At 44.0% G+C, this 20191-nt stretch carries 21 protein-coding genes, 1 tRNA gene and 1 pseudogene; 12 read left to right on the top strand and 11 right to left on the bottom strand.

The features are described 5' to 3' along the window. Positions 1–9: 9 nt before the first annotated feature. Positions 10–264, top strand: a complete 255-nt coding sequence (locus tag AAAA78_RS12985) for a glutaredoxin family protein (RefSeq protein ID WP_340592470.1) — start codon at positions 10–12, stop codon at positions 262–264. Positions 265–266: 2 nt separating this feature from the next. On the opposite strand, the gene AAAA78_RS12980 is transcribed toward AAAA78_RS12985, so the two are convergent. After that, positions 267–707, bottom strand: a complete 441-nt coding sequence (locus AAAA78_RS12980; protein ID WP_340592469.1) for a helix-turn-helix domain-containing protein — start codon at positions 705–707, stop codon at positions 267–269. Between the two features lie 123 nt (positions 708–830). Here AAAA78_RS12980 and AAAA78_RS12975 point away from each other — a divergent pair, with 123 nt between their 5' ends. From AAAA78_RS12975 to AAAA78_RS12955, 5 genes are all read left to right on the top strand, one after another. Then, a complete protein-coding gene (locus AAAA78_RS12975; protein WP_340592468.1) occupies positions 831–2048 on the top strand; it encodes an MFS transporter in 1218 nt (405 codons plus the stop codon). Then, positions 2017–2532 (top strand): hypothetical protein, encoded by a 516-nt coding sequence (locus AAAA78_RS12970; RefSeq protein ID WP_340592466.1) that lies wholly within the window; start codon positions 2017–2019, stop codon positions 2530–2532. The genes AAAA78_RS12975 and AAAA78_RS12970 overlap by 32 nt, the downstream gene beginning before the upstream one ends. A gap of 41 nt (positions 2533–2573) precedes the next feature. Continuing rightward, positions 2574–3806: a DEAD/DEAH box helicase gene (locus AAAA78_RS12965; protein ID WP_340592464.1), complete on the top strand. Its 1233-nt coding sequence runs from the start codon at positions 2574–2576 to the stop codon at positions 3804–3806. A gap of 189 nt (positions 3807–3995) precedes the next feature. Next, positions 3996–5966 (top strand): copper-translocating P-type ATPase, encoded by a 1971-nt coding sequence (locus tag AAAA78_RS12960; protein WP_340592463.1) that lies wholly within the window; start codon positions 3996–3998, stop codon positions 5964–5966. An 8-nt stretch (positions 5967–5974) separates the two neighbouring features. Next, positions 5975–8419, top strand: a complete 2445-nt coding sequence (locus tag AAAA78_RS12955; RefSeq protein ID WP_340592462.1) for a cation-translocating P-type ATPase — start codon at positions 5975–5977, stop codon at positions 8417–8419. Here the strand turns inward: AAAA78_RS12955 and AAAA78_RS12950 are convergent. Then, positions 8363–9724: an MBL fold metallo-hydrolase gene (locus AAAA78_RS12950; RefSeq protein WP_340592461.1), complete on the bottom strand. Its 1362-nt coding sequence runs from the start codon at positions 9722–9724 to the stop codon at positions 8363–8365. The two genes, AAAA78_RS12955 and AAAA78_RS12950, sit on opposite strands and share 57 nt — an antisense overlap. Positions 9725–9904: 180 nt before the next feature. Between AAAA78_RS12950 and AAAA78_RS12945 the strand changes: the two genes are divergently transcribed. Beyond that, positions 9905–10471 (top strand): hypothetical protein, encoded by a 567-nt coding sequence (locus AAAA78_RS12945; protein ID WP_340592460.1) that lies wholly within the window; start codon positions 9905–9907, stop codon positions 10469–10471. A gap of 11 nt (positions 10472–10482) precedes the next feature. Continuing rightward, positions 10483–11253 (top strand): SDR family oxidoreductase, encoded by a 771-nt coding sequence (locus tag AAAA78_RS12940; protein ID WP_340592459.1) that lies wholly within the window; start codon positions 10483–10485, stop codon positions 11251–11253. 106 nt (positions 11254–11359) lie between these two features. Here the strand turns inward: AAAA78_RS12940 and AAAA78_RS12935 are convergent, their stop codons facing one another. Then, positions 11360–11845 carry a pyridoxamine 5'-phosphate oxidase family protein gene (locus tag AAAA78_RS12935; protein WP_340592458.1) on the bottom strand — a complete coding sequence of 162 codons (486 nt, stop codon included), beginning with the start codon at positions 11843–11845 and terminating at the stop codon, positions 11360–11362. A gap of 117 nt (positions 11846–11962) precedes the next feature. On the opposite strand from AAAA78_RS12935, the gene AAAA78_RS12930 reads away from it, so the two are divergent. Further along, positions 11963–12895 (top strand): universal stress protein, encoded by a 933-nt coding sequence (locus AAAA78_RS12930; RefSeq protein ID WP_340592457.1) that lies wholly within the window; start codon positions 11963–11965, stop codon positions 12893–12895. Here the strand turns inward: AAAA78_RS12930 and AAAA78_RS12925 are convergent. The 3 genes from AAAA78_RS12925 to AAAA78_RS12915 form a co-directional block, all read right to left on the bottom strand. After that, positions 12892–13824 (bottom strand): universal stress protein, encoded by a 933-nt coding sequence (locus AAAA78_RS12925; protein WP_340592455.1) that lies wholly within the window; start codon positions 13822–13824, stop codon positions 12892–12894. The two genes, AAAA78_RS12930 and AAAA78_RS12925, sit on opposite strands and share 4 nt — an antisense overlap. A gap of 8 nt (positions 13825–13832) precedes the next feature. Beyond that, positions 13833–14165, bottom strand: coding sequence for a rhodanese-like domain-containing protein (locus AAAA78_RS12920; RefSeq protein WP_340592454.1), 333 nt, complete (start codon positions 14163–14165; stop codon positions 13833–13835). 102 nt (positions 14166–14267) lie between these two features. Beyond that, on the bottom strand, positions 14268–14741 hold the full coding sequence (locus tag AAAA78_RS12915) for a hypothetical protein (RefSeq protein WP_340592452.1): 474 nt from the start codon (positions 14739–14741) through the stop codon (positions 14268–14270). A 164-nt stretch (positions 14742–14905) separates the two neighbouring features. Between AAAA78_RS12915 and AAAA78_RS12910 the strand changes: the two genes are divergently transcribed. Then, on the top strand, positions 14906–16165 hold the full coding sequence (locus tag AAAA78_RS12910) for an acetyl-CoA hydrolase/transferase family protein (RefSeq protein WP_340592451.1): 1260 nt from the start codon (positions 14906–14908) through the stop codon (positions 16163–16165). A gap of 151 nt (positions 16166–16316) precedes the next feature. Here AAAA78_RS12910 and AAAA78_RS12905 read toward each other — a convergent pair whose 3' ends face one another. Next, positions 16317–16499, bottom strand: a complete 183-nt coding sequence (locus tag AAAA78_RS12905; protein WP_340592450.1) for a hypothetical protein — start codon at positions 16497–16499, stop codon at positions 16317–16319. Here AAAA78_RS12905 and AAAA78_RS19715 point away from each other — a divergent pair. Together AAAA78_RS19715 and AAAA78_RS12900 are read left to right on the top strand one after the other, a co-directional pair. Next, positions 16422–16583: a hypothetical protein gene (locus tag AAAA78_RS19715; RefSeq protein WP_445292005.1), complete on the top strand. Its 162-nt coding sequence runs from the start codon at positions 16422–16424 to the stop codon at positions 16581–16583. The two genes, AAAA78_RS12905 and AAAA78_RS19715, sit on opposite strands and share 78 nt — an antisense overlap. Then, positions 16550–17443: pseudogene (locus tag AAAA78_RS12900) on the top strand (ISL3 family transposase); the annotation flags it as partial. The gene AAAA78_RS19715 and the pseudogene AAAA78_RS12900, both read left to right, overlap by 34 nt. 101 nt (positions 17444–17544) lie before the next feature. On the opposite strand, the gene AAAA78_RS12895 reads toward AAAA78_RS12900, so the two are convergent. The 4 genes from AAAA78_RS12895 to AAAA78_RS12880 form a co-directional block, all read right to left on the bottom strand. After that, a tRNA-Gln gene (locus AAAA78_RS12895) sits at positions 17545–17620 on the bottom strand. 225 nt (positions 17621–17845) lie between these two features. Continuing rightward, positions 17846–18169, bottom strand: coding sequence for a septation regulator SpoVG (gene spoVG, locus AAAA78_RS12890; RefSeq protein WP_295905947.1), 324 nt, complete (start codon positions 18167–18169; stop codon positions 17846–17848). A 246-nt stretch (positions 18170–18415) separates the two neighbouring features. Further along, positions 18416–19852: a trypsin-like peptidase domain-containing protein gene (locus AAAA78_RS12885; RefSeq protein WP_340592448.1), complete on the bottom strand. Its 1437-nt coding sequence runs from the start codon at positions 19850–19852 to the stop codon at positions 18416–18418. Between the two features lie 36 nt (positions 19853–19888). Further along, positions 19889–20137, bottom strand: a complete 249-nt coding sequence (locus AAAA78_RS12880; RefSeq protein ID WP_340592447.1) for a DUF1844 domain-containing protein — start codon at positions 20135–20137, stop codon at positions 19889–19891. Positions 20138–20191: the final 54 nt, after the last annotated feature.

Raw genomic sequence — 20191 nt, 5'->3', positions numbered from 1 at the left:
GAGTGAATTATGGCTAAAGTAGTAATGTATAAAAAGAACCCATGCCCGTATTGCGATAGAGCCGCTAACTTTTTTGAAAATAACGGCATTGCTTACGAGTCTATTGATCTGACAGATAAGCCTGAAGAGATTGATAGAATTAAAGCTGAAACTGGTTGGAGAACCGTGCCTATCATTTTGATCAACGATAAGCTGATCGGTGGTTACACGGATCTCAAAGCTCTTGCCGATGAAGGCAAATTGCAAGAGATGCTCAAGGCCTAGATTTACTTCCGCGCTGTCGTTCGACGGCGCGGTTTCTTTTTTCCTGCGACTTCCAGCAAGCGTTGAAATTTCGGACACTCCATATGGTTCGGCGCCGAACATTTTGCGACGTGAAATAGAGTGTTTTTGACAGCATTCAGTTTGTGAATGCTCCTTTCGATTTCATCGGCTTTCTTAAGTAAAAAAGCTCGATCAACGAGAAGCTTTCCTTCTGACGTAAACATTGACGCGATTTCTTCTAACGTCAACCCTGCATGTTTTCCCAGCGCGATAAATTGCAACTGTTGAAGCACATGCGCCTGAAAAAGTCTTCTTAAACCGTGACGTCCTGTAGAACGAATAAGTCCTTTTTCTTCATAGAAACGAAGAGTCGCCGGAGTTACTCCGGTGAGGCGGACAACTTCACCGATATCCAGAGTTTGCTTTGCGGAAGACGCTTTCATATCTAACCTCAATTGAACTTGAGGTTTCATTTTGAAGCAATTTTTATAAAAATCAATGGTCGGTGAGTCGAGTTTTCAGAATTTGCTTGAACTCAAGTTAACTTGAGGTTGCACACTGCAAATATGAAAAAGCGATTTGGTCAGCACATGGTTATTGGGTCTCTGAGCATATCGGTGCTTCTTGCATCTGTTGGGACGAGTATGGCCAACATTGTTCTTCCCGCTGTTTCTGCGGATTTTAGAGTTTCTTTCTCAGAAGCGAAGTGGGTGGTGCTGAGTTACTTAATCGTTACCACAGCGATGAGCTTGATTGTAGGACGAATAAGCGATGTCAAAGGTCGTAGGATCACTCTCATCCTTGGCTCTGTCCTTTTTATTATTGGTGCCCTGGGAAGTGCGCTGTCTTTTTCATTCGGATTTCTTATTCTTGCTAGAATCGTCCAAGGCATCGGAGGAGCAGCCCTCATTGTACTTCCCATCGCGATTGTGACCAAAATTATCGCAAAAGAAAAAATAGGAAGAGTCATTGGGCTCCTTGCCACCATGTCTGCGATGGGTACAGCAATGGGGCCATCGCTTGGAGGTTTTCTTCTTAGCATGCAGGGGTGGCGAGCGCCATTTTATTTCGTAGCTGTACTTGGGCTAATAAATCTACTTTTAATGATAGCGGTTATTCCTTCTGATTTTATATCGGGTACGGACACTCCCGAAAGAAGTGAGACTCTTATAAAATCACTGGCTTCAATCTATCTTGATACACCTTTAAGAATTCACCTGATTTCAAATTCCATTGTATCTGCGGTGATGATGTCAACGTTGATTGCGGGACCATTCTATCTCACTCGTGTGCTAAAAACTCCTTCAGTCGAAATGGGATTCATCATGTCTGCAGGTCCAATCACTTCGATTGTTTTCGGGATCTTCAGCGGCATACTTGCGGATCACTTTGGACTTTTAGCAATTCTAAGATACGGATTTATTCAGTTGCTTATTGGAGCGCTTGCCTTTGTTTTTCTTCCAGGGCTCTTTGGAAAAATCGGATTCGCACTTGCCGCTATTCTTCTTAGCTCCGGTTATCAGATGTTCCTATCCGCGAACTCGAGTCATATTATGAAAAACATTGAAGAAGATCGTCGCGGTTTGGTTTCCGGAGCCTTAAGTCTTTCGCGGAACTTGGGACTCATGGCCGGCACGCTTGTGATGGGAAATATTTTCGAACTCTTCGGATTTCAAACCGTCTTTGCCGTAGCGGCATTTCTTGTCGCTCTTATGCTTTTTACTCATTTGAAAAATCAAAAAAGGAGAATGTATGAAACAAGATTCACTAGCAAAGTTTATTGAACGTCTTCAAAAAATCTGGGGACCATTAACTTCAGACCTCGTCGCACAATCCAAAGAACTTATGGATGAACTTGCAAAAGCACCGACTTCTGAACCTTGGCTTCAAGAATTACAGAAAGGGTTTGAAGGAAGCCGTGAGCTTTACCATGATCCTAGCCAAGGTTTCATTTTGCTTGCACACACAGAGAAAAAAGATCTCTACCGAGCACCGCATGACCATGGAAATGGCTGGGTTATTTACGCAGTTCAAAGTGGCGAAATGGAGATGGGAACCTATGCACGCGTTCCAAGTAAAGACGAAGAATTCAAAATTGTTCGTCGTGAGAAGTATCGAGTTATGCCTGGCGAAAGTAGAGTTTATTTGCCCCGGGATATTCACGATACGAAGTGTATTTCGGATTCAGTGCTGATGTTTCGTCTCACAAGTATCGATCTTAAGGACGAGGTTCGATTAGGAAGAATGCGTCGCTATGAAGGGAAATAAAAAGGATCGCTTTTCTGTGCAATTCTGTATACATTGCAGGAATGAATAATTTCACAGAATTTGGTCTTTTGCCTTCTCTTCTAAAAACTCTTAAAGCGCAGCGTATTTTCACGCCGACGGAAATTCAACGAATGGCGATCCCATTGCTAATGTCAGGCCAGTCCGTTGTTGGCGTTTCAGAAACGGGGAGTGGTAAAACTTTGACTTATGCTCTGCCACTTCTACATATGCTGAAAAAGTTAGAAGAAGACGGCGAGCCTGTGAAAGCCGAGGCTAGTCCTCGCGCCGTTGTTATGGTGCCGACTCGCGACTTGGGAGAACAAGTCGCGAAGGTGTTTAAGACTTTCACTCATGACACTCGTTTGCGTGTGCGTCCTGCTTTGGGCGGTATGAGTATGGAACAGGCAGTTCGCAATATCAGCGGATCTTTTGAAATTCTGCTAGCGACACCTGGAAGACTGATTCAATTGCTTGATAAAGAACTCATTGATTTGTCAGACGTGCGTGCGTTGGTTTTTGATGAAGCTGATCAGATGTTGGATAAAGGTTTTCTGACTGATTCAAATTATATTGTTGATGTGTGCCCGCAAGATATTCCGCTGGCGCTCTTTTCTGCGACGGTTTCAAAAAATGTTGAAGAGATGATGAACTCTCTTTTTGCCAAAGCAGAAGTTATCCGTAGCCGTGGAAGTGGCAAGGTCGTCAAAAGTCTTACTACGAAAAATGAAACTGTCATTGATGGCCTTCGTTGGCCCATTTTTGAAAAGTTGATCAAAAAGAAAATTGAAGGTGGCACGATCGTCTTTGCTAACACTCGTGAGCAGTGTGACAAGATCGCCAAAGAAATTAACGACAAAGGTTACAAGTGCGTTCTTTATCGCGGAGAAATGGATAAAAACGAACGTCGTACGAATCTTAAGAGATTTCGCAATGGTGAAGTAGATCTGTTGATATCAACCGATTTGGCCGCGCGCGGTTTGGATTTGGAACATGTAGGAAGAGTTATTAACTATCATCTTCCACAGCAACTCGATAACTACCTTCACCGTGCAGGTCGTACAGCCCGTGCGGGCCGCGAAGGCTTAGTCATTAACCTTGTGACAGAACGAGATCTTCCACTGATCGCAAAAATCGAAGGCAAGGGCGAAACAGCAAAAGAACTCAAGTCACGCTTCAAAGATAAAGACGGCAAGCGTCTGCACGTGAAGAAAGAAGATCGAAAACCACCGCGTGCTGCAAGTGGCAAACCTAAGAAAATCATTAAGAAGAAATGAACCAAGACTGACTTAAAGAAAATGTATTTATACATTTATCTATCTTACGGAAACGTCACTAAGAGATTTAGAAACAGAATGACATAATTTGAATATCGCTTTGAGGGCTCTTTGTATTCGTTGAATCTAAGGAGAACCGTGTCTGAATTAGAACATCACCATCATGAACACAGACCTCGGGAGTCAACGATGCCTCACAAGCATTCGTCAATGGTGGAGGATTTTCGAAAGCGCTTTTGGGTCTCGTTGATTTTAACTTTTCCGATTCTTTTCTTGTCGCCCCTCATTCATGAATTCTTAGGTCTGACTGATAGGCTGCGCTTTCGTGGCGACGATTATGTCCTTTGGACGTTGTCTTCGGTGGTCTTTTTTTATGGTGGCTTGCCTTTTCTCAAAGGAATTGTTGATGAGATAAAGAAAAGAAAGCCGGGAATGATGACCCTCATCGCAATCGCCATTAGCACGGCCTATATCTATTCATCGGCTGTCGTTTTCGGTCTCGCGGGGATGGGCTTTTTTTGGGAGCTTGCGACTCTGATTGATATTATGCTGCTGGGCCACTGGATTGAGATGAAATCCGTCATGGGAGCTTCGCGGGCCCTTGAGGAATTGGCGAAACTGATGCCGGCAGTAGCACATAAGGTTCTGCAAAATGGGAGTCTTCAGGACGTTGCTATCGACACTTTGAATTTGGGAGATCGAATTCTTATTCGGCCTGGCGAAAAAGTTCCGGCAGATGGAATTGTTATTGAAGGATTGTCTTCTGTTGATGAGTCAATGCTGACAGGTGAATCAAAACCAGTTTCAAAGCAGTCCGGTTCTCCAATAATTGGCGGAGCTGTGAACGGAGAGGGCTCTCTCACGGCGGAGGTCAGAAAGACAGGAAGAGAATCTTATTTAAGTCAGGTGATTGATTTAGTGAAAGAGGCCCAAGAAAGTAAATCCAAAACTCAGGATCTTGCAAATAGGGCGGCACTCATTCTAACTTTCGTTGCCGTTCTCGGAGGAGCGATTACTTTGGGATTGTGGATAGCTCTTTCAAATCAAAATTTTGCTTTTGCTATTGAACGTGCTGTGACAGTTATGGTGATCGCGTGTCCTCATGCCTTAGGGCTTGCAGTACCACTTGTTGTCGCAGTTTCGACGGCTATTGCCGCAACTCACGGACTTCTAATTCGAGACAGGGCGGCTTTCGAAAAATCGCGAAAAATCGGAGCTATTATTTTTGATAAAACCGGAACTTTGACACAGGGAAAATTTGGAGTCACGGACACTCTTATTTTCGATTCTCAATTTAATAAAGAAGAAATTCTTTCTCTTGCCGCGGCCGTCGAAGCCCACTCCGAACATCCTGTCGCGAGAGGAGTTGTCGCTTCTGCCAAAACCAAAAAATTTGTCACGGCATTCAAGGCTCTTCCGGGGAGGGGGGCTCAGGGAGAAGTCGATGGCAAAAGTGTAGCTGTCGTCAGTCCGGGGTACTTAAGAGAAAATCGAATTCCATTGTCTGATCAACAGGAAAAAATCGACCAACTCTCGGCGCAAGGAAAGACGGTCATATTTGTCATTTTAAATGGAAAACTTGTGGGAGCTATAGCGCTAGCAGATTTAATAAGATCCGAATCTAAGTTAGTCATAACGAGACTCCGAGATGAAGGAATCAAGTGCATGATGCTCACCGGAGACAACAAGCTTGTTGCGAAGTGGGTGGCGGAAGAAATCGGCCTTGATGAATACTTTGCCGAAGTTTTACCACATGAAAAGGCAGAGAAGATCAGAGAGATTCAGAGAAGAGGTCTGACAGTGGCGATGACTGGAGACGGTGTGAACGATGCGCCAGCTCTCGCGCAAGCGGATGTTGGTATTGCCATTGGAGCGGGAACCGATGTTGCGATTGAAACGGCCGACATCATCTTAGTCCGAAGTAACCCACAGGATGTCGCTGCCGTCATCGATCTTGCTAAAGCCACGTACAACAAAATGATTCAAAATCTTTGGTGGGCTGCGGGCTATAATATTATTGCCATCCCTATCGCGGCTGGAGCCTTGTACAAATACGACATTGTGTTGAGTCCGGCTGTCGGTGCCGTTCTGATGTCTTTAAGTACCATCATCGTCGCAATCAACGCAAAAGGTTTGAGAATATCAGCTAAATCAGCGTAGGAGATATTTTGGACTTGCAAGGACTGCATCCAGAAGAAGCACGACGGCGGCTCAAAGAGAACGGGCCTAATGATATACCTTCCTCTAAAACCAGGGGAGCCCTACACCTTGCATTGGAAATTTTGCGGGAGCCTATGACCGTTTTGCTGGCGGTGTGTGGGATTTTGTATTCCTTTATCGGTGAACAACAAGATGCATTCATGCTTCTCGGATTTTGGGGGCTGATCGTACTCATTACTTTTTATCAGGAGAGAAAGACAGAAAAAGCTTTGGAGGCTTTGCGAGATCTTTCTAGTCCTCGCGCGCTGGTGATACGTGGCGGATCGGCGATTCGAGTGCCCGCGAGAGAATTAGTCGTGGGAGATCTGCTACAACTGACGGCGGGCGATATTGTTCCCGCTGACGTCTTACTTGATGAAGTATTTCAAATGCAAATTGATGAGTCACTGTTAACGGGGGAAGCTTTTCCCGTTGTGAAAAGTGCAGGTGATACTGCTTGGTCTGGTACGATTGCAGTTCAGGGACAAGCTCTAGCGACTGTGACTTCCACAGGGATAAGCACAAGATTGGGACAAATTGGAACGCTCTTAAAATCTGGCCGGCGAGAAAAGACACCCCTTAAAAAAGAAACTCAAACCGTTGTAAAAAGACTGACTGTCGTTGCTATTTTTCTGAGTTTTCTTATTACCATTGTCTATTTTATTCTTAACCGTGATCTTCTAAATGGAATTTTAGTAGGCTTAACTCTTGCGATGGCGATTTTACCCAATGAAATTCCCGCGGTTCTTACGATCTTTCTTGCGTTAGGAACTCGTCGCTTATCCAAGCGTAACGTTTTGACTCGAAAGATCACTGCCGTGGAAAGTATTGGCGCCACGACTACATTGTGTGTTGATAAAACGGGCACGCTTACGATGAATAAAATGACAGTTCAACGAGTGCTCCTTTCTCGTGACGTTCAGGTTTCTGAAAAAGAGCTTCTTCAGGTCGCCTCGTTAGCTTCCAATGTGAAAACTTATGACCCCATGGAAGAGGCGATAATAGAAGCTTACGGAGAAGATACAAAAGAGCATTCGCCATTTATACAATTTCCTCTTTCACCTGAGTTATTTGCGATGAGTAACCTCTGGCGAAGGGAAAAGAACTCAAGCGAATTAATTATTGCCAGCAAAGGAGCACCTGAAGCCATTTTGAAAATGTGTCAGTTGAGTCCACAGCACTCGGAGGCGGTTCTTAAGATTGTGGATGGTTTGGCTTCAGAGGGACTGCGATTGTTGGCTGTCGCAAGAGGACTTTGCGATGAGAAAGATGTACCAAAAGATCAGGTGAATTTACCCGTGGATTTTCTTGGTCTTCTAGGATTCGCAGATCCGGTAAGGCCCGGAGTGAAAGAGTCTATTAAAGAATGTTATGATGCCGGTATTCGAGTGATCATGATAACGGGGGATCACGCAAAAACAGCGGCATCAATAGCTGCTCAAATTGGTTTGAAAAGTTCGCAAAAAATTTTGACGGGAGTAGAAATGGAAAAGATGTCGGACAGCGAACTCTCCGCACATCTGAAAAGTGCAACTTGTTTTTCACGAATGCTCCCTGAGCAAAAACTGCGAATTGTAAAGATCCTACAAGGACAAGGGGAAGTGGTTGCGATGACTGGCGACGGTGTGAACGATGCTCCAGCGTTGGCGGCTGCACAGATTGGCATTGCAATGGGGAAAAAAGGAACCGACGTTGCCAGGGAGGCGTCTTCTATTGTGCTTTTAGATGATGACTTTACGACGATCGTCCAAGGAATTCGAATTGGCCGAGGTATTTATGACAATCTTCAGTCTGCCATGAGCTATCTTATCGCGGTCCATATTCCAATTGCGGGTATTTCTATCTTACCGGTGTTATTAAATCTTCCAATCATTCTAATGCCTGTCCATGTCGCATTTCTTCATCTGCTTATTGAGCCCACATGCTCATTGGTCTTTGAAGCAGAGCCTGCCGCAGAAAATTTAATGCGGCGAAATCCCAGAAATAAGGATCAGCCTATTTTTTCGAAAAGTGTCATCCTGCCTAGTGTATATCAAGGACTCGTCATCTATGTCGTGATATTTGTCGTCTTCTGGATGGCTCTACGATACGGTGAGGGCGAACTCGATGCCAGGGCTTTGGCATTTACAATTTTAATCTTTGCAAACTTAGCGCTCATTTTTATAAATCGGTCTTGGGCGCGAGGGGCCGGTTGGAGGATTTCCATCCAGAATAAATATTTATGGCCGATTCTCATGTCTACGATTACTATTTTGTTGGTGGTGCTCTATATTCCCGCCATGCGTAGTTTATTTCATTTCTCAGTTTTGCATCCCAACGATCTCCTTGTTTCTTTGTTGGCGGCCGTTGTGAGTGTCTTATGGTTCGAGATTGTAAGACGAGTTAAGAATTGGAACCGTCACATCCATTTTTAGTCGTTCTGCAATTAATTTTCTTAGTTCGTCCGAGGCAGAAGGCTCACCGTGCACCAAGAATACGCCCTTGGGAGATTTTGGAATTTCAGAAAGCCAGCTTAAGAGCTCCTCTTGATCGGCGTGTGCTGAAAAAGAATCGGATTGAATTATTTGGGCATTGATACTGATGTAATTTCCGTGCACTTTTACTTGTTTCTTTCCTGTTGCCAGCGACCAGCCACGAGTTCCAGCAGCCTGGAAGCCCGCTAGAAGGATTGTATTGTTGGAGTTTTCTCCGAAGGCTTTGAGGTGATGCAGGACTCTGCCTCCTGTTAACATTCCACTTGCTGCTATTATGACAGCAGGACCCTTTTGTTGATTGAGCTGACGGGATTCATCCGCCGTTTTTATAAATCGTATTTTCGACATATCTTCGGCAAATTCTGAAGAATTTATTTTAAGATAAGTAGGATATTTACAATAGACTTCGCATATATCGCTGCCCATCGGCGTATTAAAGTAGATTGGAATTTCGTCGGGGACCATAGAGTGTCTTTTTAATTGAAGTATTTCATAAAGAAGATTCTGCGCTCTTCCGAGAGCGAATGCTGGAATAAGAAGAATGCTTTTTCTTTTCCAGCAATCGTTAATAAGAGTTTTGAGTTGTTCTAAAGATGGAATACTTTCGTGGATACGATCTCCATAGGTGGATTCCATAATTACGTAATCGACCTCGTGAGGGGCTTCCGGAGGATGCATTAACGGGTCATGATACCGTCCGAGGTCTCCTGAAAACAAAAGGCGCTGCTTTCCATTTGATATATATACCGACGCAGCCCCTAAAATATGTCCGCTCGTTTTAAACTCAATCTCAAACTTTGAAACAATTATTTTTTCATTGAAATTGACCGGGCGAAACAGCGGGAGGGTTCTTTGTACGTCGCCTGTATCGTACAGAGGTTTTGCCGGGCGGTGTTTGGAGAAATGCTTTTTATTGGCGAAATCGGCTTCTTCGATTTGGATTTTGGCCGCATCTTCCAGAATGATTTGGGCAATTTCCCGAGTGGGAGGCGTGCAGTAGATAGGGCCCTTGAATCCTTGCCGAACAAGAAGAGGTAGAAAACCGCAGTGATCAAGATGAGCGTGTGTCAAAAGTACGGCTTTAAGCTTCGGTATCTCGAGATTTATTTTTTCCCAGTTCAAAAGGCGCAATTGCTTTAGTCCCTGAAAAAGCCCGCAGTCCACAAGCACTTGTTCGTCTTCATTCCTAACAAGGAACTTTGATCCTGTTACGGTGCCAGCTCCGCCTAAAAAAGAGATATTCATAACCGCCTCTCTATTTCAGAGTTACAGACAGTTTTCGGGATTCCGGTTTTTATGCAAGACAATTGAGGTTTCTTTGTGATCGGTCATATCGCTGTATCGTATGAGAAAAAACATACAATGAACTCATTGCGTACTTGGTGAGATAGGTTCACTTTATGGATAGGCAAGACCGGAGAGAGCATGACCACTGAACGATACAGAATCGTCGAAGGTCTTCAAATTATAGAAATAAGAGTTAACGAGGCGAAACAACTTTTCGACCTGCGTGATCCCGCTCCATTTAGAGAAAAAGATTTAGACGAAAATTTCACCGGCTACTTAGAAGCATATCTTGACGAGGTCTCTACGAGACATCCCTTAAAAATCCAAATCTATATTACCAAATCAAGCCAGCACATTAAAGGAAGTGTCATTAAGGAAGCGATTCATGACTATTTCAAATATCAAATCCTAATTAAACGCGGTCAGCTTTCAAAGAATATGAAAACCGCCCAGCTGTTTTTAGTAATTGGTATTTCTATTCTTTTTATCTGTCTTGGTTTTGCGCAATGGATTCTTAAAGAAAATTTGGCGACAATTGGAACGACTTTGCGGGAAGGGGTTGTCATATTTGGCTGGGTATCAATGTGGAAGCCGCTCGAATTGCTTCTTTTTGATTGGTATCCAATTTACGACAGAATTCGTGTTTATCGCAGATTATCGGAAGCTGAAATCGATGTGATTTTTGAAGACAAAGAAATCGAATGAAGGAGGAGCACATGCCGGGTTTAGCATATAATTACTCTGGAAAAGTGGTGTTGGTAACTGGGAGTGGGTCAGGCATAGGCAGGGCCACAGCTTTGGCTTTCGCGCAAGAAGGGGCCTGGGTCGCGGTTTCGGATCTTAACGAAGAAGGCGGGCTTCAAACGATGGAGATGATTCTGAAAAATGGGGGAGAGGCCACTTTCTTTCCCTGTGATGTATCGAACCCGCGTTCAATTCAAAATCTTGTCGAGCATGTCGAGAAACGAATGGGAAAAATTGACAGCGCCTTCAATAATGCTGGAATCGAGGGAGAACAAGCTCTGATCACGGAATGTTCTGAAGAAAACTGGGAGAAGGTGATTAATGTGAATCTTCGCAGTATTTGGCTTTGCATGAAGTATGAGATTTCGCTGATGAATAAAAATGGCGGCGGTTCTATCGTAAATTGTGCGTCTATCGCGGGACTGGTTGGATTTCCTGGTATTCCCGCATACGTGGCGAGCAAGCACGGCGTGATTGGACTGACAAAGAATGCGGCTCTGGAATACGCTCAGAATAATATCAGAGTTAATGCAGTTTGCCCGGGCGTGATTCAAACACCGATGATTGATCGTTTTACCCGTGGCGACAATGCTGCTTTTGAACAATTAGTGAAGTCGACTCCGATAGGCCGAATCGGCAAGCCCGAAGAAATTGCAGCTGCCGTCGTGTGGCTTTGCTCTGAATACGCGTCTTTCGTGACCGGACACGCCTTAGTCGCTGACGGTGGTTGGATCTCTCAATGATTCTAACGGTGACTCCCACTTGCCGCTGCCGCTGCGACATTAAGCGAGATAGGAACAAGATTGGGGCAAGCAGCGCGGATTAAAATGCTTTACAAAAAAACTGTCGTCACTGCGGTATAGTCGAGTGTCCTTCATAGCGGCCGGTGATTTTTTTTATTTTGATTTTATAGATTATCGCCGATTCCAGTTGTGCCGCCATATCTAAACCTAGCGAGGACATCTGTTCGGAACCAACTTCTTCACTGACCTTTTTAAGAAGCAATCGCATGGCTTCGCTGGCCTCGTCCCCGTTGAGTTCCTCAAAATCACCCCACGCAATTGCACTACGCCAATGGAAAAAGTCTTCTACTTTTTCCACCTGAACACAGACGTGGGGATTCTTACGCATTATATCGATTTTTCGACCGGGTTCAGAATGACTGTAGATCACGCCATCCTCGAAGATATAAGAAATAGGTACCAGATAAAGATCGTCTTTAATATGGCAAGCAAGATGAGCGAAGCGGCATTCCTCGAATAAAGACACGGCGTCTTCCGATTTCATCGTGTCGATATTTCCGTGATGGGGTTTCATAATAATCCTCAATGCCATTAGAATATCCTGATTTGGACATCCCGCGGACGTGTTTTTTTACAGACAACCTTGGCATATTTCAGGAGTGTAAGTTGCGAGCCGCCATGTTTCTGCAGAGGATAGGGCGGGGGCCTTATGAGTGCAAAATCAATATTATTGGCGGATGATTTGGCAAGCGTCTCCAATAGCGGCCGTTCGAGGTCTCATCTACTTCGGGATTTAGCTGCCGAGTTCAGTCGAAGATTAAATCTTCCTTTACGAATTTTGTATGTGGCAAACACTCAGAAGGCTTTTTTATCTAAGGCTCTGCAGGAAAAAATTAAAAAAAAGGACAAAGATTCTTTGATGCTTCTCGGAAAGGAAATGTCTCACTATCCCGTGAAGACAAAAATTATTTCGACGGAAGGCGAGCCGGTTTCCGGCATCTTAAAACAGGAAGAAAAAAATGCTCCTTTGGAGATGATAGTCCTCGGGTCACTGGGAAAACATGGATTAAAAAAGGCTATCATTGGCAGTGTCTCAGAAGAGGTGCTCAGACGTTCGACGACTCCGATTCTTATTTTGGGGCCTTATGCAAGATTGATTCAGTTTGAATTGCCTATGGACGAGCCGCTTCGAATTTTGCTATTAACGGATTTATCTTCCGCAAGTGCCCCAGCAGAGCAATATGCAGCTTCCCTGGCGTCAAGACTTCAGGCGCGGCTCACGGTTTGTTATTCCGTAGGCCATCGAATTCACCAGCTCAAGGAAATGATTTCCTCGCGAAGAGTTAGCAGTCAGTCGATAGATGCTATGTTTAAAGACATGCAAAGGGATGGAGAAAAACTCTTGCTGAAGAAAACTCAGCAACTTGAGAAACTCAATAACAGCGTGGAGAGCCTTCTTTTAAAAGACGAAAAAAATCTTGAAGACGTTGTTTCGAAAAAAATGGGGGATGCCTTTGATCTCATTGTGATGGGCACGCACAGCCGGAATAAATTCCTAACAGCCTTCATTGGCAGCTCAGCCCGAAATCTTATTTTGAAATCACCAGTGCCTGTTATTATATGCAGAAGCCAGCCGGATTAATCTCTTATAGAGCGCACGACCATCACAGGAACGGAAGAGGTAAGAAGAAACTTTCTAGCCGTGCTGCCCAAAAATGACGTCACAATTTTATTGCGTCCATGCGTTCCCATGACGATGAGGCCGGGGGGCGAGGGACGGAGGGTTTTTAATGACTTTTCTAAACTTTGTTCTTTATCAATCAAAAGAGGACTGGCCTTTAAACCCTGTTTGACCCAATCTCTGGTTTTTCGTTGCAGTTCTCTTTGGGCGTCGTCAACCATCTGACTAAATACCTTTTCAATATTGAAGGGCATATAGCCGGTGCTATAAAGATTTTCGCGAATCTTCATGATTTGTTCGCCGACGCTATGAACGATGAGTACGGAGCACTTGAACTGTTTACAAAAAGCGATCACAAATTTTTCCGCTTCTGCGCTGGAGCTACTTAAGTCCGTTAGAAAATGGATCTGCAGATTTTCATCCAGTTTAACAACGGCCTGTTGTTCCTGAGCGATGGGGCCTATGACCAGAGTTGGCAGTGGGGAATTACGTAGGACCTCTTCTGCGACACTTCCAAGAAGGACTTTCTTAAGGCCTTTCTTTCCTTGGGTGCCCAGTACTAACAGTTTTGCATTATTTATCCGATCCATTTCACTAAGAATTTCTTCGGCAGGTACGCCATATTTTATTTTTAACTTGAGAGGAACCTGTCCTTTTTTAAACTGTTTTTCAATGGAAGACTTAGCGCTGCCAAATGTTTCAGTAAATAGGGCCATTTCATTTTTTTTAAAAAGCTTGGAGTTTAAATTTGCAACAAAGAGAAATTCAGCATTGAGATTCATTTTTTTCGCGAGTTCGATGGCGTTCTCACGAATCAACTTAGAACGACGGCGTCCTTTGGATGATTTATCTGCAATATCATCAGCGATAAGAAGAAACTCTTCGGCCATTTTTCCTCTCATTTTCCTAAAGAAGCTTTATTCAAGTACTTTTTCGCATCCTCAAGTCCGCCAAGATTTTCCAGATGTTTAAAGCCCGAGTCTTTCATTATGGAGATCGCTTGTGCGGACCGTTTGCCGCTGCGACAATACACTTTATAGTCATCGTCATGATTCAGCTTTGCGACTTCGCTTTTAAAACTGGATTTGAGAACGTCTATATTTATTGCCTGAGGAATATGCTCTTGTTCATATTCTTTTTGAGTTCTGACGTCGAGATAGACCGTTTTTCCGTAGGCAAAAGTGCTCAAACCAAGACAAATTAATATAAGACCGAAAAGATTATTTTTCATAAGTTCCCTGCGAAGAAGATATGATTATCCTTTCCATTTATTTGGAGGTTTTCAATAAACTTGCCGGAGGTTGCAGAAAAACAAGAAGTTTTCGAAGCAAGGTTAGCGAAGAGTATTTCCCGGATAGTCATATTCTCGCAGACGTTCGTAGATTTCCTTTTTATCACTACCATATCCAACAATGTTCTGCATCTCTTGGAATGCGGAAAACATAACGTTCAGGCGGCGTTGATCGGCGGCGACAATTTTTTGCGTAAGCTCCGTCATATCTTTGGAGTTGAATTTCTTCATTGCGGCTTCCTTAAATAGCAAAGACTTCATTTGACCAATTTCATTTCTGATTTGTCGGGAATCGGCATAGGTTTTTAGATAAAGACTGTTGAGTTTTTTTCGTTGTTCGGCGGTCAAACCGGGAGCTGAAGAGAATACTTCGGCCGCTCGACTTGCTATTTCTTCAGGGGTGTTGGCTTGTGGTTCCGCGTGGATGCGTTGATCAAGGCTTGATTGTTTGGTTTCTGTTGATGCACATCCGGAGCAAAGCAGAAGAATGACAGCAAAAAAGTGTTTCGGATTCATGACTTCCTCCTTAATGGAGTTAATTGTAACGAAAGGAATATAGTTCTAATAGTTACGTCATTGATATCTATGTATTGAGCCATTTGTTCTGTTTTCCTTAATTAAGTTAAACCATGTTGACTATGATAAGCTGATAGACTTTTAAAACTTCACAAGGAACATGTATGTCGACAGCCTTTGACCTTCTTGAGAATGTCAAATCAGGTCAGCGAGTCTTTATTCAGGGAGGTGCTGCGACACCCACGATTTTGATATCCGCTTTACTTGAGCATGCCGCACGATTGCGCAACGTCGAGATCATTCATATTCATACAATCGATAGCGCCCGGTATGCTGAAGAAAAATACAAAGAATCTTTTCGTGTGGCGAATTTATTTTTAGGGTCTAATATGCGCGACAAAATTCAGAATGAGAACGTTGGTTATCTTCCCTGCTTCTTGTCTGAAATCCCATCACTATTTCGTTCCGGTGTCAGACCCTTAGATGTAGCTCTCATTCATGTTTCTAAACCCGATAGACATGGCTTTTGCTCGTTGGGGACGAGTGTTGATGTCACTCGTTCTGCAGTGGACAATGCGAAGGTGATTATTGCGCAGGTAAATGCAAGAATGCCGCGGGTTCACGGCGATGGCTTTATTCATATAGACCGCATTCATCATACTGTTGAAGTTGATCAGGAACTGCCTGAAAGCCCGAGACCTTCTTTATCAAAATCAGAGCTTGCTATTGGTCAATATGCGAGTGAAATCATAGAGGACGGGGCAACTTTACAAGTTGGAATCGGCAACATTCCAGATGCGGTTTTGAACTTTCTAAAAGACAGAAGGCATTTGGGATTACACACAGAAATGTGGTCTGATGGGGCTCTGGAATTGATAAAATCAGGTGTGGTTGATAACTCTAGAAAAAAAGTTTATGCAGGAAGATCTGTTTCGGGATTTGTTATCGGATCACGGGAACTCTATTCTTATGTTGATGACAATCCTGCGGTGATTCAACTGGACATTGAATATGTCAATAACCCCTCCATAATATCAAGAAATCCCAAAGTGACCGCGATCAATTCTGCAGTGGAAATTGATCTGACAGGACAAGTCTGTGCGGACTCGATTGGTTCGAGAATCATTTCCGGTGTTGGTGGGCAAATGGATTTTATGCGTGGAGCTGCCATGTCAGAGGGAGGAAGGAGCATTATTGCAGTTTCTTCGCGAACCCGCAAAGGCATCTCACGTATAGTCCCGCGTTTGAGGCCCGGAGCTGGCGTCGTCACGACTCGCGCACACGTCCACCATGTTGTAACTGAATATGGCCGAGTGGACCTGTTTGGAAAAACTCTTAAAGAACGGGCTCAAGCTTTAATCGGAGTCGCTCATCCGGAAGATCGAGAATATCTGGAGCGGCAGTGGATTGAAATGTCTCGGTGATACCAAGAGAACCGTAGGGTCTACATCATAAATAGGGGCAGTTAAGGGTTTTTGCTAAGATTTGTTTACCACAACAAGTTTTACAAAAGGACCCCTAATGCCCCATTACGACCCTATCATTGGACTGAATGATATAAAGATCAATAAATCTTTAGAACATGGCGCTGTTGAGCTCAACGTTGATTTCGTTGGAGAACATCGCTGCCCATTTTGTTCGAGCAATAATCTTCGCAAAAAAGATACCTTTATACGACGCCTGAAACATCTCAGCATCGGGACCAATCAAAGCATCCTGATCATCAAAACATTTAAATTTCAGTGTCGAGCTTGCCAAAAGTATTTTAATCAACGCATTCCGGGTGTTAAACTAAACCACGCTTTCAGTGCACTGAAGTGTTCCGCGAAGAAGCCGCATTAAAACATCACTGGGGCTTTTCTCGTGCGATGACCGCTAAGCTTTTAGGAATTAGTCCAGCAACAGTCGAGCGTTGCTATAAACACCATTTAAAGATGAAAGATAGCCACCGGAAAAATGGTTCTTGCCCCAAGGTTTTAGGGATCGATGAAAAACATTTTACCAGAAGTAAAGGCTACATGACGACCCTTGCAGATCTTAAAAGACATAAGGTTTATGATGTAACATTGGGCCGATCGGAACTGTCTTTAAATGCTTACTTGCGAAGGCTTCCCGATAAGAAGAATTGTCGTGTGATCGTGATGGATTTATCTGAAACCTACCGAAGTATCGCGAAGAAACATTTCAGTCATGCGATGATCGTGGCGGATCGATTTCACGTCGTAAAACTCATCAATCATCACTTCCTAAAGACGTGGTCTGAACTTGATGAAGCAGGAAGAAAGAATCGAGGCCTACTATCGCTCATGCGAAGACATCGAAAAAATCTTTCACCGGAACAAGAAGCGAAGCTTCGTAAATATCTTAAACAAAATCCTGCACTAGAGGTGATTTACGACTTTAAGCAAACTCTTATGAATGTGATTCTTGCAAGAGTAACTTCGAAGGATCAAGCAAGCCATCTAATCCCAGATCTATTAGAAGGAATCAAAATGCTCAAAGAATGCGGCTTTAAATACATGAAAATACTTGGTGAAACCCTGGAATCTTGGCAGGAGGAAATCGTCAGGATGTGGCGTTTTAGTAAGACCAATTCAATAACGGAAGGACTACACAACAGGATGGAAGAAATTATAAGACGAGCTTATGGATTTAGAAATTTTGAGAATTTTAGATTAAGAGTTTTAGAGTATTGTTCTTAGCGAGAGTTTTTGACTGCCCCAGTTAATTGGGTAGATCCGTTTTTGACTGCCCCAGTTAATTGGGTAGATCCAAATAAAAACCCGCTTGCGGCGGGTTTAAATGGATGGGGTAGCAGGACTCGAACCTGCGAATGACAGAATCAAAATCTGTTGTCTTACCAACTTGACGATACCCCAATGAGTAGACTGTTCGAACCGCTAAAGTACGGATTTTGGGGACGAAAAGCAAGAAAAGATACAACGCGTTAGATATAAAACAGCCCGCCGGGGTTGCCGACGGGCTTTAAAGGTACCATGGGGATTGAAGCCGCCGCAGTTCAGATTCTCCACACTAGAAAATGAACTGGGTTGTGTGAGCAGGGAGCTCTACTCCGACAGAGTCGGAGTGCAGACCAATCAAACCTAGTAGTCTTCGCCGTAGTCGCTGTTAGGCGCTTTCTGGCGTTTGAGATTTACTAAAGTTTCGCCCATGGATTTTAATTCTTTTTCATAAGCTTCAAAAATTAAGTCCTCGATCATTGTTCGCGTCTCTTGGTTCAGAGGGTGAGCAATATCGCGGAACTGGCCGTCTTTGCGTTTCTTGCTGGGCATTGCCACAAACAAGCCGCTCGTTCCTTGAATGACCTTCAAGTCGCGCACGACGAAGCAATTGTCGAGAGTGATTGAGACGTAGGCTTTAAGCCGGTCCTCGTTGACTGGGAATACTTTGACCTCGGTGACTTTCATGTGCGAGTCCCTTTCGTGGTGTCATTCTTGTTGCAAACCTTGGAGCCAAACTATGGTCCGATATTCTTCTCGGCGATGCTGAGAAAAACTAAAGACCTAGGTCGAGGAATTTTTTAATTTCATCTAAAGGCCACGTGCTCTGTTTCACTCTGAAACAGCTGCTTAATTAAATAGCAAACACAAAAGAAAAAGCCCATCGGGAAGATGGGCTTTGACGCTGTGTTTGTCTTAATTTTTGTTTAGCTTTTAGTTAGCTTCAATATTGATGATTTGAATGCGGGTGTTGCGGGCAATGCGCAGTGTGTTTTGGCCTTTTTTAAGGTTTTTCAACACGTCTTTTGAATTGTCCACAGGCTTTTTGTTCACATCCAAAACCACGTCTCCCACACGCAGACCGCTTTTGCTGGCTTGAGACGCGCGCTCCGTTTCAATCACCACAGGTTGTTTCATATCATCAGGAAGACCCCACTCCGCACGAAGCTCTGGAGTCGGATCAATCACTGTGAAACCTAAATTAAACGGAGCCTTTTGACCTTGATAAGTTTTTTGAGCCGCACGCACCACACGAGGTTTGTCTTCTGCACGTTCAGCGACATTCACACTCACGTTGATCGCTTTACCGTTACGAAGAATTTTAGCCTTCGCAGGTTTTCCAATCGGAGCATCGCTGACAGCATCGATCAGATCCAAAGAGCCATTAATAGTTTTGCCGTTAAACTCTGTCACGATGTCATAGATTTTAAATCCGGCTTTCGCCGCAGGTCCTTTTGGATCCATGTTCGTCACAACCGCACCACGAACATCACCAAGTCCCAAGTACTCCGCCGCATCTGGATCTAAATCACCAAGAGCTGCACCGATGTAACCGCGAACAATACGACCTTTTGTTTCGAGAATAGAAATCACGGATTTCACTTCATCAATAGGAATCGCAAAACCAATCCCTTGTGCACGAGCATCAATCGCAGAGTTCACACCGACAACTTGTCCTTTGGTATTTACAAGCGGACCACCGGAGTTACCGGGGTTGATACTCGCGTCTGTTTGAATCAAAGGAATTTTATTGATCTCTGTGATGTCGCGACCTTTTGAAGAGACAATCCCTTTTGTCATCGAGTGACCGTGACCAAATGGATTACCGAAAGCTGCGACCCATTCACCAACTTCGAGATCTTTGGAAGAACCAAGAACTGCGACAGGAAGTTTTTCTTTCGGAGTGATTTTAATCAAAGCGATATCTGTTCTTTCGTCGCTTCCGATCAAAGTCGCTTCATAGACATCTTTTGATTTTTCACTCAACTGAACGTTGATAATATCCGCACCCGCGATCACGTGATTGTTCGTCACAATCAAGCCGTCTTCACGGATAACAAAGCCCGTTCCCAAACCGATTTGTTGAGGGCGTTGTTGTTGCTGTTGCGGTGGCATGCGAAAGCCGTAAAGCTGCTCTAGCATATCGAGCATGGGATCACGACCGCGCGGCATATTTTTCGGCAGCGCTGTCGTTGAGATGTTCACAACAGCAGGGTTGATTGCTTTCGCAAGCTCAACGAAAAGATTTGCTGGAAGCGGTTCACTTAATTTGAGCTTCGGAGCTTCTTTCGGCAGAGTCTGCGTTTGTTGCGCGTAAGTAGGTTGAACTGACAATGAAACGGCTAGAGCAAGAAATAAGAGCTTTTTCATATGAATCCTCTCAAACATTCCTAAATAATAGCACTGTTAGACAGATACGAACTTCATTTGTAGATCACTGATTAAATTTTCCAAGAATTTGGCTTCGTCACCCGAAAGATTGCCTTTCGTTTTTTCCTGGAGAACTAGCAAAAGGTCGATATTAAAACGAGCCATATTCTTATCTTTTGTCACTTCGCCGGATTGAGGATGCGGGGCTAAGCCCATTGCCATCACCGCAGAAGACGCGATCGACATGATTAAAACAGAAAACGAAGCTTCAAGTTTTTCACCCATATTATAACTCCCATATATCAACTTGAGTTTTAAACCCGTTCTGTCAAGGCTGTG

The sequence above is a fragment of the Bdellovibrio sp. BCCA genome, from assembly GCF_037996825.1.
In the GTDB taxonomy this organism is placed as follows: Bacteria; Bdellovibrionota; Bdellovibrionia; order Bdellovibrionales; family Bdellovibrionaceae; genus Bdellovibrio.
The sequence above is the reverse complement of the archived record's forward strand: the minus strand, read 5'-3'. Positions and strand labels throughout refer to the sequence as shown.